18 protein-coding genes are annotated in these 15,846 nt (G+C 30.4%); 13 read left to right on the top strand and 5 right to left on the bottom strand.

What is annotated here, in order from left to right; translation table 11 throughout:
• Positions 1-33 precede the first annotated feature (33 nt).
• Positions 34-789 carry a TSUP family transporter gene (locus J8L88_RS05220; protein ID WP_027391378.1) on the bottom strand — a complete coding sequence of 252 codons (756 nt, stop codon included), beginning with the start codon at positions 787-789 and terminating at the stop codon, positions 34-36.
• A 130-nt stretch (positions 790-919) separates the two neighbouring features.
• Here J8L88_RS05220 and J8L88_RS05215 point away from each other — a divergent pair, with 130 nt between their 5' ends.
• Positions 920-2,653 (top strand): SulP family inorganic anion transporter, encoded by a 1,734-nt coding sequence (locus J8L88_RS05215; RefSeq protein WP_247666419.1) that lies wholly within the window; start codon positions 920-922, stop codon positions 2,651-2,653.
• A 6-nt stretch (positions 2,654-2,659) separates the two neighbouring features.
• On the opposite strand, the gene J8L88_RS05210 is transcribed toward J8L88_RS05215, so the two are convergent.
• Complete coding sequence (locus J8L88_RS05210; RefSeq protein ID WP_118386283.1) at positions 2,660-3,622, bottom strand: hypothetical protein; 963 nt, start codon at positions 3,620-3,622, stop codon at positions 2,660-2,662.
• Positions 3,623-3,893: 271 nt separating this feature from the next.
• On the opposite strand from J8L88_RS05210, the gene J8L88_RS05205 reads away from it, so the two are divergent.
• Positions 3,894-4,727, top strand: a complete 834-nt coding sequence (locus tag J8L88_RS05205) for a DMT family transporter (RefSeq protein WP_255420150.1) — start codon at positions 3,894-3,896, stop codon at positions 4,725-4,727.
• Positions 4,728-4,749: 22 nt separating this feature from the next.
• Here the strand turns inward: J8L88_RS05205 and J8L88_RS05200 are convergent, their stop codons facing one another.
• Together J8L88_RS05200 and J8L88_RS05195 are read right to left on the bottom strand one after the other, a co-directional pair.
• Entirely contained in the window at positions 4,750-6,363 is a 1,614-nt protein-coding gene (locus J8L88_RS05200) for an FAD-binding protein (protein ID WP_211060148.1), read from the bottom strand.
• A 19-nt stretch (positions 6,364-6,382) separates the two neighbouring features.
• On the bottom strand, positions 6,383-6,706 hold the full coding sequence (locus tag J8L88_RS05195) for a hypothetical protein (protein WP_027391381.1): 324 nt from the start codon (positions 6,704-6,706) through the stop codon (positions 6,383-6,385).
• A gap of 290 nt (positions 6,707-6,996) precedes the next feature.
• On the opposite strand from J8L88_RS05195, the gene J8L88_RS05190 reads away from it, so the two are divergent.
• The 11 genes from J8L88_RS05190 to J8L88_RS05140 all read left to right on the top strand — a co-directional run bounded on the left by J8L88_RS05190 (position 6,997) and on the right by J8L88_RS05140 (position 14,960).
• Positions 6,997-7,326: a helix-turn-helix transcriptional regulator gene (locus J8L88_RS05190; protein WP_027391382.1), complete on the top strand. Its 330-nt coding sequence runs from the start codon at positions 6,997-6,999 to the stop codon at positions 7,324-7,326.
• On the top strand, positions 7,320-8,606 hold the full coding sequence (locus tag J8L88_RS05185; protein ID WP_118386279.1) for a type II toxin-antitoxin system HipA family toxin: 1,287 nt from the start codon (positions 7,320-7,322) through the stop codon (positions 8,604-8,606). Before J8L88_RS05190 ends, J8L88_RS05185 begins: the two co-directional genes overlap by 7 nt.
• Complete coding sequence (locus J8L88_RS05180) at positions 8,607-9,203, top strand: hypothetical protein (RefSeq protein ID WP_118386278.1); 597 nt, start codon at positions 8,607-8,609, stop codon at positions 9,201-9,203.
• A 600-nt stretch (positions 9,204-9,803) separates the two neighbouring features.
• Positions 9,804-10,472, top strand: coding sequence for a DUF2293 domain-containing protein (locus J8L88_RS05175; protein ID WP_118386277.1), 669 nt, complete (start codon positions 9,804-9,806; stop codon positions 10,470-10,472).
• A 43-nt stretch (positions 10,473-10,515) separates the two neighbouring features.
• Positions 10,516-10,686 carry a hypothetical protein gene (locus J8L88_RS05170; protein ID WP_162897346.1) on the top strand — a complete coding sequence of 57 codons (171 nt, stop codon included), beginning with the start codon at positions 10,516-10,518 and terminating at the stop codon, positions 10,684-10,686.
• A complete protein-coding gene (locus J8L88_RS05165) occupies positions 10,679-11,065 on the top strand; it encodes a YchJ family protein (protein ID WP_118386276.1) in 387 nt (128 codons plus the stop codon). The genes J8L88_RS05170 and J8L88_RS05165 overlap by 8 nt, the downstream gene beginning before the upstream one ends.
• 357 nt (positions 11,066-11,422) lie before the next feature.
• Positions 11,423-11,638 (top strand): hypothetical protein, encoded by a 216-nt coding sequence (locus J8L88_RS05160; RefSeq protein ID WP_118386275.1) that lies wholly within the window; start codon positions 11,423-11,425, stop codon positions 11,636-11,638.
• 152 nt (positions 11,639-11,790) lie between these two features.
• On the top strand, positions 11,791-13,014 hold the full coding sequence (locus tag J8L88_RS05155; protein WP_118386274.1) for a radical SAM protein: 1,224 nt from the start codon (positions 11,791-11,793) through the stop codon (positions 13,012-13,014).
• An 86-nt stretch (positions 13,015-13,100) separates the two neighbouring features.
• Positions 13,101-13,409 (top strand): hypothetical protein, encoded by a 309-nt coding sequence (locus J8L88_RS05150; protein WP_118386273.1) that lies wholly within the window; start codon positions 13,101-13,103, stop codon positions 13,407-13,409.
• Positions 13,410-13,509: 100 nt separating this feature from the next.
• Positions 13,510-14,313 carry an OmpA family protein gene (locus J8L88_RS05145; RefSeq protein WP_211060147.1) on the top strand — a complete coding sequence of 268 codons (804 nt, stop codon included), beginning with the start codon at positions 13,510-13,512 and terminating at the stop codon, positions 14,311-14,313.
• A 77-nt stretch (positions 14,314-14,390) separates the two neighbouring features.
• Positions 14,391-14,960, top strand: coding sequence for a hypothetical protein (locus J8L88_RS05140; RefSeq protein ID WP_118386271.1), 570 nt, complete (start codon positions 14,391-14,393; stop codon positions 14,958-14,960).
• Positions 14,961-14,962: 2 nt separating this feature from the next.
• Here J8L88_RS05140 and J8L88_RS05135 read toward each other — a convergent pair whose 3' ends face one another.
• Complete coding sequence (locus J8L88_RS05135; RefSeq protein WP_027391393.1) at positions 14,963-15,835, bottom strand: pirin family protein; 873 nt, start codon at positions 15,833-15,835, stop codon at positions 14,963-14,965.
• Between the last annotated feature and the right edge of the window lie 11 nt (positions 15,836-15,846).

Raw genomic sequence — 15,846 nt, 5'->3', positions numbered from 1 at the left:
TGGTGATAAAACAGGAAATATTTTAATGTAAGATTAACTATCTATCCATAGCTTAATAGCCATAGCTATTACCATTATTACCAAAAATATTTTAACAATTCCATCTCCTTTTTTTACAGACCATCTACTGGCGATCCAACCACCACTGGCATTACCAAAAGCTAACACAAATCCATATAAATAATTGATTTGATTATTGTATGCAAAAATAATCAATGCACCAATGGTGTATATAAAAACCACTAAAGCTTTTACAGCATTTGAAGAAACTAGGCTCATTTTATTAATGGTACTTAATGCCAAAAGAATAAAAATGCCAACTCCTGCCTGTATGAAACCACCGTATATTCCAATTATAAAAAAGGTAATGATAGAAAACACACGATACTTTCCTTGTATTCGTTCTGTAAAATCTTTCAAATTAATTTTAGGTTTAAAAACCATAAAAAGAACCACAATCAACATTACAATTGCGAGTATCTTATTAAAGGTTTCACCTTTTATGTTGATTGCTATTTTTGCTCCGATTAGCGACCCTATCAATGCAGATAGGCCTAAGTATACACTAAAAATTGATGGTTTTATACCTTTGCTTTTAAATCCAGCAACCGATGTAATACTCTGAATAAAAATCCCGATTCGGTTTGTGCCATTTGCTATTGCTGGTGGCAATCCCATAAAGATAAGCATCGGTAATGTTAACAAAGATCCTCCTCCAGCTATAGTATTTATGACTCCTGCTATAAAACCAACTATTGCTAAAAGAATAAGAAGTAGTGTTTCGTTCATTTAAGTATGTTTCATCCCAAAAATAGGTAAAACCAAAAAATACAAGCGCTTTTTTAAAATCAATTGGTATAAATTATTAAACTGTCGTAGATTTACCATTACGAATAAAAAATCAACTAGCAATAATTCTTTGAATAAAATAATTCCCATTTTAGAGGCTTTAAAGGGCTATGGCAAAATAACTTTTGCTTCTGATGCTATTGCGGGTATAACTGTAGGGGTAGTACTTATTCCTCAGGCGATTGCATATGCTTTGCTTATGGGAACCCCACCAATATATGGACTGTATGCTTGTTTAATTCCGTTGATTATATATGCTTTTTTTGGAACATCAAGACAATTAAGTATTGGTCCTGTAGCAGTAACTGCAATTTTAGTAATGAGTGGAGTAAGTCAGCTTGCGACTCCTTTTACTGAAGAGTTTACTAATTTGGTGATTTTTTCTGGTTTATTAATAGGAATATTACAGATTGTACTTAGTCTGCTAAGGATGGGATTTTTGGTTAATTTGATCTCACAACCTGTAATTTCGGGCTTTATTTCTGCTGCAGCTATTATTATTATCGTTTCTCAACTTAGTGAATCATTAGGAATTAAAATTCCGAATTTTGATTACCCACATGAATCAATATGGTATGCTATAAAAAACATTTCTTCGATTCATGTAATCACATTAAGTATGTGTTTGGGATCAATAGTAGTTATGCTTATTCTTAAAAAAATTAAAAAATCATTTCCGGGGGCACTTTTTGTTTTAATAATAACAACGGTAATTACAATTATTTTTGATTTAAAAAAATTAGGTCTTTCAGTAATAGAAGATGTTCCAAAAGGTTTACCATCTTTTAGTATTCCTGATATGAGTTATGATTCTATGATTGCATTAATTCCTTCCGTGTTAACAGTTACTTTTATTGGTTATGTTGGTAGTATAGGTATAGCTAAATCCTTAGAGATTAAAAATAGAGATCATATAGTTCGGCCTAATCAAGAATTATTGGCTTTAGGTCTAGCAAAAGTTGTTGGTGCATTTTTTCAGGCAATCCCTTCTTCAGGAAGCTATAGTAGATCGGCTATTAATGATGAGGCGGGAGGAAAGACTACAATTTCATCTATCATCACTGTTATTATGGTGATTATATCTTTATTGTTCTTGACTTCGTTCTTTTATTATATTCCAAATGCTGTTTTAGCGGCTATTATATTAGTTTCAGTTTTTGGATTGATCAATATCAGTGAGGCAAGATATCTTCTCGCATTAAGACGAAGGGAGTTTATCGTAATGTTCATAACATTTATTGGGACATTAGTTTTTGGTGTAGAAAAAGGGATTTTTATTGGAGTCATATTATCGTACATTTTTTTACAATATTATAGCTCGAGACCACATGTTGCAGAATTGGTAAATATTCCGAATACGAACTATTATCGTAATATCAAAAGATTTCCGGATGCTACGAGGTCATCTAGATATCTGATTATTCGATTTGATGATCAATTATATTTTGCTAATACTAGTTACTTTAAGGACGCTATATTAAATCAAATAGATAAAAGAGAGGTGTTACCAGAGTTTTTGATTTTAGATAGTACCAATATCAATGATATTGATAGTACGGGTTTACATATTTTAGAGGATGTTCATAGGTATTTAGAAGATTTAGGAGTGCAATTATTAATCACTGGTACAATTGGTCCTGTTCGGGATTTTCTTAAAAGATCTGGGTTTACGGATAATTTAGGTAGTCAACATAATTTTTTAAACATAGAAGATGCTGTTAATTATACAGATAATAAAACTGTTCAGCAAAATTCTCTAGAGGTAGCAGTTCAGTATAATAAGAAACGTTCTTTTCTTGATTAGAAGATATTATTTTTCATAAACATGCATTTTTATTCCCATACCATAATTCATAAAACCTTTTTGGATTAATGTATTATTTTCGCTGTATTCTTTGTCGAAGCGTTGCCAGGTTCTGTTTTTGAAAAAGATTCTTCTTGTAAACGTAATATTGTTGTCTATTTTGTCGGTAAAAGGAAGCAGTGGTCTAAATGTAGTAGAGACTTTTACGATTCCTTTACGTGTTTCTACTTCGTGGTATTTTTTGGTATGCTGCAGTTTTCCTTGCTTATCTGTATAACCTAATACTTGAACAGAAATAAATATACCATTTTTAGGAACAAATATTTTGTATTCAGAAATATCAAGTTCGAAATTTGTTTTGTCTTTATTTGTTATTCTAAAAATGATGTCATCACCAGCCAATCTCTTTCCTGGAATACCATTTGTGCTTTCATAGAATTGCATTTTAAACAAAGTAGAAAAAGATTGTTTTCTACTAGAAGATCTTTTGGAGCTTTCCATCATCACAGGTAAAAAAACAGAAGCAATTTTAGTTGATTTTATATAATGCCTAGGGAAAAAGACAGCTATTTCTGATTCTACAGTAGGTAGCCAACATCTAAAGTAATCATCATGTATTTTAGAACCTTTTTTCTTTGTCTTGTATTTACCTAAATTTTCTGCTTTTAAAACTACTTCTTGAAGTTCGGCAATATCAGGTGTTAATAAAATACTCTTTGGGATATTATTTGTGCTAAGACCTTTTTCTTTATATCCAAGTGCCGATATATATAATGAATCGATGTCGCTATATCTTTTTTTTGAAAATTTAAAGATTCCACCTTCGTCAGCAAACAATCCATTGCCATTGCCAAATGAAATTGTAGCATACGATATAGGGAATTTTTGTACAGAATCTTTGATGGTGTACACTTGACTATATATACCATTGGATATCAGTAATAGAAGTATATAGAGGACTTTTTTCATAGTAGGTTAGGGGACTAAATAGGCTGTTAAAATAGTGAAAATATTTTAAAACATTCTTTATGTTTCATTAGTTACAGAAGTAATAGCTCTTTAATTTCTTTACTTTTTATATTTTGATATAAGCAAAAAAGAAGCCAAAAAATAAGTGAATTATTATTTTAACCATTGTTTTTTAATAATAACATACTCGTTAATGATTAAATAATATTGGTACATACTCTATCTTTGTAAGATTAATAATGTTCCATATTTGGTTTAAAACAAAGAGTATTTGAAAAAAGCAATTTATTTTATGTTACTGAGCACCGTTTCTTTTACGGTGATGAATTTACTGGTTAAATATTTAGTTGGTTTTAGTGCATATCAGTTAGTTTTTTTTAGATCAATCGGAACTTTGTTTTTCACTATGCCATTTTTAATTCACCATAAAATATCAATTCTAGGAAATCAAAAGAAGTTACTAGTACTTCGTGGTTTAGCAGGTGTAACCTCTATGGGATTGTTTTTTATGTCGGTAGAATATCTTAAAATAGGTTCTGCAGTATCTCTACGGTATCTTTCTCCTATTTTTGCTACTATATTAGCAGTTATATTTCTAAGAGAAAAAGTTAAAAATATCCAGTGGTTATTTTTTTTGTTAGCGTTTACAGGTGTTTTAATTATTAAAGGATTTGATGCAGAGATTAATTCTTTAGGATTATTATTAATTGTTTTTTCTGCATTATTTAGTGGGTTTGTATATGTTTTAATTAATAAAATAGGGTTAGGAGACCATCCCGTAGTTATTGTGAACTATTTCATGTGGATTGCTACTGTTTTAGGTGGAATTTTATCTATTTTTAATTGGGAGAAAACTCCGCAAGGTATGGAGTGGGTATTATTATTAAGCTTAGGGATCTTCGGCTATTTTGGCCAACTATTTATGACAAAAGCTTTTCAATCACAAGTTACTAATAAGGTAGTTTCTTTAAAATACATGGAGGTAATATTTACCATGATAGCTGGTATTTTCTTATTCGGAGACCAATATCCTTTGCTTAGCGTTTTAGGTACTATAATGGTAATTACTGGATTGATTCTTAATATGTTTTATAAATCTAAATAGGCAGTGATTATCGTATTTATGATTAAACAATTATCCCAGATTTTTTATTCAATCCACATTGTTCCAAAAACTTATTGGTAAATACTTCTCGCGTATTATTATCAAGAAGCTCGTTACGTGAATCTATCCAATGCTGGACAATAGCAGCGCCATACATTTTTTGTATCCTATTATAGTTAAGATTGAAATTTATTTTACCCCAATGTAGTGTATATGCAATGTTTTTTGCTTCTAATCTATTCCATATTTTGTCATAAAACTCTCTGGTTAATTTAGAGTCAACACCATCTAATTCTAAAACACATGTTTTAGTGAATTTTGTAAAACCTAATAATGCTTTTGTGCCTTTTACATATCGCAAAGAAATTCCTCCAGGAAAAGGATTGCCATTATCAATAATATCCATTATTTCTTGTACTACTTGTACGCTATCTTTAATATCGATTCCGAGGGCCGCACTTGCTACTTTTCCTCTAAATTTAGTATTGTTATATGTTTCTCCAATAGTGCCTTCTAAAGCAGGAGTTTCTTTATAAGCTAAAGGAAATAATAGATTAACTAAGCTTGGTACTAATTTTACAGATAAAGTACCTAGACTGTCCATCATAGTTTGTATTAAACCTAATAAATCATCTCCATATGTTAATCCATTTTGATCTCTTTCTCTTCGTATGTAATCGTCACGATATTTTCTCTTGTATGCAACCTTAATAAAAACACCTTTGTCGATATTATTAGGTTTAAAATCATATGGATTTATAAGTATTTCAAAATGGTATAATTCTCGATCTGGAGAAACTTCAGGAAAAGGCATTAAATCTTTAATACCAGAAAAGTTTTGTGTAGTCATTGTATTTTTTAAAGCATCATTATATGCTACTTTATCAATACGATGTTCTTCTAATAAAAATTTGGGTTCTGTTTCTATTAATACACCATGAATGAAACCAAAACTTCCAAAACTTACGATTGCAGCATTAAACATAATATCATCCTGAATTCTTTCTGCTCCTAACCAATTAACAAACTTATCAGACATAATAGGAGTAGACGCTCGCTCTAACCAAACATGCCTATCCTTGCCTACTATTAAGTGTAATCCAACTACAAAATCTTGTAATGCACCAACGTTATAAGCAGCACCGTGTGTTCCTGTAGATAATGCTCCTGCAATAGTTTGACCATTGCTGGCACCAGATGCTTTAATGGATCTGCTTGGTCTTTTTTCTTTTTCAAGTTTGGCATTTAGTTGTAAAATTGACATTCCACATTGCGAAAAAAATAAGTTTTCTGGGATACCTCCATCGTTTAAATAATCTTTTGCTACATATGATTTAGAGATAGAAAAGGAAAGCCTAAGTGATTTAGTATCAATAATACCTCCTTCAGAAACGGCTACTTTAGAAAAAGACCAACCGCTACCCATTGCTCGCAATCGGATTTTATTTTTAATAGCATGTCTTATTAACCATTGGATGTTTTTAGTAGTAGCCTTATATTTCTCAGAACTTTTAGATAAGAAATGGTTATTTCTTATTTTAAAAGAAGCATTTTTAGTTAATTTTTGAGTAAAATTTTGATGTCTGTTTTCCCAAGAAGTTATTGGTAGTATTTCTATGCCTTTTGGTAATGCCATTTTTGAAGTTTTTAGATAGTTATAAATCTTCGATAGGAGTTTCTACAGGTGCGCATTCCCATTCTATTGTTTGTGGGACTACTATACCAAGAGTAATTGCTGAAATTAAAATATACCCAAGATTGGTTTTGCTAGTAACAGCATTCATTTTTTTAGATTCACATTCTGGGTTGATATCTTTAGGAGTTACTAAACCCCAAGCATAACTCCAAGATGTTTTATGATGTTTTATTATAGAATCATTATCATACTCGCTGACAACTCGTGTTGATATACAACTCTGACAAAGGATTAAAAGCAATAATAATATACTAATTGTGCGTAATTGGATATAATTTTTCATACCTCAGATATTTTATGAGGCAATAAGACGATTGAAGGGTAACTATATTCTTAGTAAAATTATGAATATATATAGTGTGCTAAAAGGGGTTTTTAACTGTATTTTCTTATAAATAAATCAGTTATTTTTAAAGTATATCAAAATATACTTTATATACTTTTTAATATGATTGTGTATATTTTAATATACTTTATTATATTTGTATATATTTTTTTTAAAGTATATTTAGCTATACTTTGGAGATATTATTACTTATAAAGTATAATTTTGTATACCTTAATTTATAGATTATGGATTTAAGTAGATTTTCGGATAATGATGTTTTGTTAGAGCTTACGCAACGCGTAAAAAAGAGAAGGCTTAATCTTAATATAACACAAGAAGAGCTTTCTAAAAGAGCAGGAGTACATGTGCAAACGATAAAAAATTTCGAGTCTGGTAAAGCGACAACCTTACTTACATTTATTCAAATATTGCGAGCTTTTGGAGAACTTGATGCTTTAAGTTCTTTTTTGCCGGATCCTGGTATTAGTCCTGTTGAATTATTGAAATTAAAAGGAAAAGAAAGAGAAAGAGCTTCTGGAAATTCAAAAGATAAACCAAACAAATCATCATGGTAGATGTAATAAAAATAACACTCTGGGGAAAAGAATTAGGAGCTTTAAGTTGGGATACTGATAAGAAGTACGCATCTTTTGAGTATTTCTCTGAATTTTTAAATAATAATTGGGAGGTTTCTCCTATACATATGCCTTTAGGCACATCAGAGAGAAGAATATATAGTTTTCCTCGTCTTAACGAAGATACTTACAAAGGACTTCCTGGAATGTTATCAGATGTATTGCCTGATGATTTTGGAAATAGATTGATAGACCAATGGTTGTTACTTAATAATATACCAAAAGCACAGTTTACACCTTTAGATCGTCTATGTTATATAGGATCTCGAGGTATGGGAGCCTTAGAGTTTCAACCTGCGAGAAATTTAGGGAATAAAGTAGCAAGTAATGTGGTAATAGATAAATTAGTTATACTCGCTCAGAAAGTTCTAGATTCTAGAGAACAAATTGAACTTAATATTGATGAAACTGAACATTTAAATGAATTAATAAAAGTAGGTACTTCTGCTGGTGGACAAAGAGCAAAGGCAATTATAGCATATAATTCTAAAACAGGTGAAATTAAATCCGGTCAAACGGATGTTCCTGAGGGTTTTGAGCATTATCTGTTTAAATTCGATGGAGTAAATGATGTGTCTTTAGGAGATCCACAAGGTTATGGGAAAATAGAATATGCATATTATTTAATGGCATTAGATTGTGGAATTGAAATGGAACATTCTCAATTGTTTCAAGAATATAATAGAGCACATTTTATGACCAAGCGATTTGATCGTTTACCTAATAATAAGAAGTTACATATGCAAACATTATGTTCTTTAGCACATTTTGATTATAAATCTCCAGGAGCATATTCTTATGAGAATGCATTTGATATTATGCGACAGCTTAGATTACCGCATCGAGATGCTATTCAGTTATATAAAAGAATGTTGTTAAATGTTATTGCAAGAAATCAAGATGATCATACTAAAAATATTTCATTTCTAATGGATGAACAAGGAGTGTGGAAATTAGCTCCTGCATATGATATTACATATTCTTACAATCCAACAGGGATATGGACTAGCATGCACCAAATGTCAATTAATGGAAAGAGAAACGATTTTACTATCAGCGATTTATTAACTGTAGGGAGTAAAATAAGCTATAAAAATAGCAAAACAGAAATACAACAAGTATTAGATGTTGTAGCTAATTGGAGTTACTATGCTAATGAAGCAGGAATACCGTCTAAACAAGCTAATAAGTTACAACAAGCATTTAGGATAAATTTATAAATGAGTACGAAAAAGAAATCCAGATTAAATTATATAACTACTAAAGGCGTATTTTATATTACGTTATTGGTCATATTTATCACAATATTTCAGGTTTGGCAATTTGGATTAGAAAAGGAAAGAACTATTATCGAAAATTCTATGCTATCCACTACGATACTATCTGTGATATTTTTTCTCTTTATTACAATCGGTCTATATTATGGTGTAAAACTAAAAGATAATTTAGGCAAAATGACGGATCGATTGGATTATGATAGGGAAGGTGTATCTGATTTTTTTAATATAGATACTGATATACCAGATGTTGGTGATGGATGCGAGGGTACAGTATTAAGTATATTATTATGGATTCTAATAACTATTTTAATAGGAGTATTTTTATGGTTGTTTGGAGGAGTGCTATGGAGTGTTTTAATTACATTTTTAGCGATGCTTTATTGGATTTTCTTTAGGGCATTACGTTTGGTTTTTAAAAAATCTCCAGTTTGCAAAGGTAATCTTCCCAAAAGTATTAGGTATGGGATTAGTTATACAGTATTATACAATTTTTGGATTTATATAATAATTTTGATAGCTGAATTTATAAAACAATAATTATCGAGCATATAAGTACCGAGAAATTTGGTGAATTATTTAGGGCAAAAAATTCAAATTTGTTCACGATAAGTGGGGTAAAATGTTTCAATTTAGAAACTAATTTAAGACGCATTGTACTTATATACTCAAATAATAATAAGGTGCTGTTCTAGTTAAAATCTTCTCTGAGATAATACATTAACTTAGATTTGTCTGTAAAACTTTTTATTGCAATAATTTCACCGTTTAATTTATTATAAATTATTTCGGCGAATAAAAAGTCTATGTAGAATATACTATAGTAAAAGTCTCTATTAGCATCGTTTATAGAAAAAAGGTGTATCCCTTTGTTCCAAATGTTACGATATTTCTCTGCTAAATTTTGCGAATTAAACCGCTTCTCTAGGGTAGTTTTTTGCATAAGCATTATGATTTTAAGATTTAAGGCACCACTAAACTACGGAAAAACCGTAACAAAACAAACATTAAAACGGAAAAATTTGAATTTTCCCCATTTATTACTTGTAAATTATTAAAAAGAACTATTTAAACGTTATTGTTAATTAATGATGTAAATAGAATAAAATATTATTTTCGTAGCTTAAAAGTAAAATTATATTGGCTACAGTTTCTCAAAATATATTTCTAACTAGAAAAGAAAAACAACGTTGTGTTTGTTGTGGTAAAAAAATTCCTTTTGGTAAATCGTTTGTTGCAGAAACCGAAGATCATAAAGGTACTTGTTTTGCTTGTTCACCATTTTTGGGATACTCCTTATTACCGGCAGGAAATGCTGCGATGACTAGAAGGTCTAAAAAACACTCAAAACTTTGTGGAGTCGTTTTAAAATGGAATCAACGTAGAAAGCGTTACGAGCGTAAAGGGCAGTTTGTAGAAGAAATAGCAATTGAAAAAGCACGGTTAGAGTGCGAAAATGATAGAGAAGCTAGAGAGCTTAAAAATAAAAAGGCAGCTATTGTAAGAGAACAGAAAGATAAAGTGTATATCTTAAATTTTGCAAATGCAATAAGAAATAAATATCCTAATTGTCCTCAAAAGCGAGAGTTTAAGATAGCATCACATGCTTGCAAGAAACATAGTGGAAGGGTAGGACGTACTGCAGACGCCAAAGAATTTGACCCACAAATGATTGACTTGGCCGTACAAGCACATATACGGCATACAGAGACTAATTATGACGAACAATTTGGTAAAGGAAAAAGAAAGACAGAAATTAGATCAGATGTGCAGTCAAAAATTGAGAGTGTTTTGAATAAATGGAAATAGTAAGTCCTATATTCTAAGTGTAAAATCATTTAAGTTTTTAGAGATGGCAAAAAAAGGTAGAGAGAAAAATACATTAAATAAAGCAAAACATTCAAAGCTTATGAATCGCAAAAAGAATAAGCTTAAAAAAGAAAAAGAACAAAGGGCAGAACGATTAAAAGCGATAGTTCGAAAAGCTAATCAATCTAAAGAAAAAGGCTCTGAAAATGAATAAATGTTATTGTGGTAAAGACAAGTCCTATAATAATTGTTGTGGTACGGTTCATAAAGATATACTAAAAGCTTCGACTGCCGAAGATTTAATGAGATCTCGCTACAGTGCTTTTGTTTTAACTAATGGTGATTACTTAATGAAAAGTCACCACAGTACTACACGTCCTTTAAAAGAAAAGAAATCTATTGTTACCTGGGCTAAATCTGTTAACTGGGTTAAGTTAGAGGTTTTAAATACTACAGATGGATTAGAATACGATATGAAGGGAACTGTGGAGTTTAAAGCTTTTTACTTTGAAAAAAATAAGATAGAATGTATTCACGAAAACTCTGCGTTTATTAAAGAAAACGGGTATTGGGTATATCTAGGCGAAGCTTAAAGATTATACATCTTATAATTGGTGCTTAAAAACATTTGATCTTTCCAATTCACGAATTTTTAAAGATATTCTTTTCAATAGGATAGTTTAGTAATTGTAATGTTTGTTTTTTCCGGTTTAATGACCGATAAATGGCAGGTAATATCTCTCTTCAGTTTAAAAACAACCTACTCTTTTATTTCTCAAAATATATCTATTTATATCCATTAATATATAAACTTTTTGAAGAAAGGAGGGTAACAAAATAATTTCCCTTTTTATATAAGTATGTAAAATCAAAACGCGCGCTTGATAGATACACTTTTTTTGAGGTCGCCGAAAATCATATAGAGTAGGCAAAATCTAAACATACAAATAATGAAAAAGGTATTCTTATTACCCAAAGGCTTAGACAAATTTTCTACAAAAGAGCTTAAAAATATGGAGGCTATTTTAGGAGGAACTGTAGATGTACCAGATATTATATATTACCCAACTAGTGGTGGTAGAAGATGTGCAGAAGGCCAGGTTTGGTCAGAAACATTACAGAGATGTATTGTTGTTACTGTGGGAAATCCAGTTCAACACAGATAAATGATTTGGTTTTATATCCAAACATATATTGATAAATAGGTTGTTTAATCAACTTATAAAATGCTAAGCGGAGTGGAGTAAACTTGTACAATTTTTATTCTCCAAACTTCGCTTAGTAAGTTTAATATTCTTAACTTTTTAATTCCTTATTCATGCAATTCGATGCCTTAATACTCAAAGTAGCTAGCAGATGTAATCTTAATTGTTCTTATTGTTTTATGTATAATCTTGGTGATACTACATATAAAGAGCAACCAAAATTTATGTCATATGAAATGATTGATTCCATTTTAGAAAAAACGAAACGATATATTCAGAAATATAGTAAAAAGGAGTTCTCTTTTATTTTCCATGGTGGAGAACCTTTATTAGTAGATAAGAAGTTTTACAGAACTTTTGTAGCTAAAGCTAATGATATCAAAAAAATACTCCCTAATGTAATTTTTAAGTATGACATACAAACCAATGGAGTTTTAATAGACAAAGATTGGTGTGCATTGTTTAGAGAATTAAATATTTATCCTAGTACGAGCGTAGATGGCACAAAAGAAGCACACGATATGTTTAGAGTAGATCATCGTGGAAATGGTAGTTATGATCAAGTGTGTAAAGGAGTTAAATTATTAAAAGAACAAATAGGATATGCAGATACAGTTTGTGTAATAAATATCAAAGAAGATGCAGGTACTATGTATGAAAGTTTTAAGAAAATGAATGTAAATTCAGTAAATTTCTTAATTCCAGATTATACACATGATAATTTTCCGTTTGATAAAAATAAAACAGAAATGGCTGATTGGTTAATTAAATTGTTTGATGTTTGGATACAGGATTCTGAACGATATAAGATTCCTATGTTTATAGGATTAGTAAATAGGTTGTTAGGTATTACCGAACAAATAAATAATGAATCTGCCGTTTTGGTCATCGAAACAAATGGAGAAATAGAAGCGATAGATTCTTTAAAAGCTTGTGGACACGGATTTACAAAATCAGGAATTAATGTATTGCACAATGATTTTTCTGATATTAACAAATCTCCTTTAGGGAAATTATATTTTGAAGAAAGTACAACAAAGTTGTGCGCTCAATGTCTTAGTTGCCCTATAAAAGAAGTCTGTCAGGGAGGTAGGTTGGTTCATAGATATAAAAAAGAAAATGGTTTTAATAATACATCAGTATATTGTAATGATCTTATAAAATTTATAGCACATATTCAGAATAGTTTAATGGCTATTTTTCCTGAATTATATAGTCAGAAAAATATAGATCGTATAAAAAGTGAAGAAATTATTCAATATTTGAGTAAGGAAAAAGGAAATTTACCTACAAACTCTATGTTTACTAAAGAGTTAGAGTATTTTGCTACGAGCTAGAATTGAGATTTTATATGATCTGATTATAAAGAACTATTTGTATTCACTTTACTACTAATAGGAAATAATAAATTAATAGTTTCATTATGAAAGAAAATCTTCAAAATAATGATTATTCAATGGGTGAATTTGCTACTGTTGATCAGTGTTCATTAAGAGGACATTTACGTTGTGTATATACTACTGGTAAAGAAGTATATCGAGATGGTCGTAATGGTCGTAAAACAATTCATTGGTGGAGAATGTCTTATATTGGAAGAGCTTGTACCAGAAAGTGGGGTAGACGAGCAGGTGTTTTTTACGAAGCATTGTTTGTAGTCCCTCATTACATTGGAATATTCTTTGGAAACCTTCTTGGATATTGTATGTTTTTAGTTTTAGGAAGTAAGAAATGATTCATCTAATTCATTATTTGGATTAGAATTATTTTGTAAATATTACCACAATAATTGGCCAGTTATTGTGTTTAAGTAATGTTAATTTTATGAAATAATTATGAAAAATTGGCTAATTATATTTTCATTCATTTTTTTTTGTTCTTCTATTATTGCTCAAAAGGAAATTAAATTTTCTACTTATTTTAAAACCAATAAGGCGAACTTACGACTTAGTGATTTCTCAAGACTTACTAGATATATTGATTCAATTTCGAAATTAAAAAACGTTGGTAAAATAAAAGTTTTTGGTTATTGCGACGATGTAGGAGAAGAAGCTAATAATCTTATGTTATCTCAAAAAAGATCGGAATTTGTTTCTGAACAAATTAAGATTAAAGCAAATAAGCAGACCGTACTATTTTCCCCTGTAGGCAAAGGAGAATTGCCAATTAATGATGAGAGTAATTTTTCTATTTCAGAACAAAGAACGAAAAACAGAAGGGTTGATATTATTGTTTATTTCAATGATAAGAATCAGATTATTGATGATTATCACGAGAAGGGTGATAGAATTATTTTAGACAATGTTTTATTTCAAGGTGGTAAAACTGTATTCTTACCAAGAACGGATTTTGTATTGCATAAATTGGTGGACGAATTAAAGGAAAAAAAGAAATTACACATACAACTTCAAGGCCATATAAATCAGTTAAAACCTCAGCAGATGGCTGACTCTACATTATATAGACCCGAAGATAATTTGTCTACACGAAGAGCAAAAAAGGTATATGATTTTTTAATTTCTAATGGTATTGATAAAGAACGATTATCTTACGTAGGTTTCGAAGGTAAATTTCCTTTAGGTACATATCCGCAATATAATAGAAGAGTAGAAATAGAAATAACGGATATCAAAGAATAATATAATTCTGTTAAAAACTTGTTTTCTTTTTCTCCTAAAAAAACAAGTTATTTGTTCCCGGAAAAAAAAAGTTGTCATTGGAAGAACAAATTATTACAACAAAGAAGTTTACTCGAAATAATTTCTTTAAGAATACTTATTGCGTATTTAAGGGAGTACGTCTAAGAGAAATTTCTAGGAGAAAACCCCACTACCGAAGTGAATCTGGTAGCACCTATTATTATACAACTAATGGAGTATATCGCCTATCTAATCATTGGGGTAGAGCTGCTAAGTGTAACTGGAGATTGGTCTCAGAAATTCCTGTAGAGATTGATGATCTTCGTTTAGGGTATGCAGATTGGACTGATTTTAGAGAAAATCTAGATCAAGATGTAGATGCATATTATATTGCTGTAGATTTCGAAACCAAAACTGTTAGTTATAAGCATAAGGACAATCCTGCTTATGATCAGATTGCTGTGATACGTCCAGTTGATGCTACTCGTAAATTAATTAAACAGATAAAAACTCTTTTAGAAGATCATAAATGGGCAAAGTACTATGATTACGAGGATTTAGATGAGTTCCGAAAAGAAGTAGTATTGGAGTTAGTAAACACGACAAAAACATTGCACGATATTAGAAGAGAATTAGCATCAGGTTAAAACTATTCGGGCATCATTACATAACTGTTATCGTGAGATACTTTCGGAAATTGTTTGTTTCTCCATTTTTCTTTGGCTTCTTCTAGTTTAGTTGTGCTAGAGGAAACAAAATTCCAATAAATATGACGTTCTTCAGGGAATGGTTGCCCTCCAAAAAGTAATAGATGTGTGTTTGGCTCTAAAATTATGGTACATGTATCTTCTATTTTAGAAACTAGCATATTTCTTTTAGAAATATTGTTTTCACAGGCTTGTATTTCGCCATCTACGATACAGATGCCTATTTCTCCTTTTAGCTCTCCTTTGATTTGTAATTCATATCGTTCTTTACTTTTTACTTCTACCATAAAAAGTTCGGAATGCACAGGCAACGATGATATTCTACCATATCCTTTTCCGGCAACTAACTTAAATTCAGTTGTTCCATCATTCCAAGAAGGGATTTCAGTTTTATCTAAATGATGAAATTCGGGTTCTATATTTTCCAAATGTTTTGGTAGTGCTACCCAAATTTGATATCCGTGTGTTATAAATTCTGTACCGTCTCTCATGTCCTTAGGAGTACGTTCGGTATGTGTAACTCCTTTTCCGGCAACCATCCAGTTCACAGAACCTGGAGAAATACGTTGATTAGTGCCGATACTATCCTGATGCATAATTTCACCATCTAATAAATAAGTTAAAGTAGATAATCCGATATGTGGGTGTTGATCTACATCCATATATTTTCCTTTTTTAATGATGGTTGGACCCATATGATCAATAAAAATGAAGGGACCTACCATTCTTTTTTTTCGAAAAGGAATAAATCTCCCTACAAGAAAATCACCAATATCTCTACTTCGTTCTTCGATTATCAAACCTTGATTAGACATAAAAACAGTTT

Source organism: Aquimarina sp. MMG015, assembly GCF_018100855.1.
GTDB classification, from domain to species: domain Bacteria; phylum Bacteroidota; class Bacteroidia; order Flavobacteriales; family Flavobacteriaceae; genus Aquimarina; species Aquimarina latercula.
Note: the sequence above shows the minus strand (reverse complement) of the source record. Positions and strands in the feature narration are given on the sequence as shown.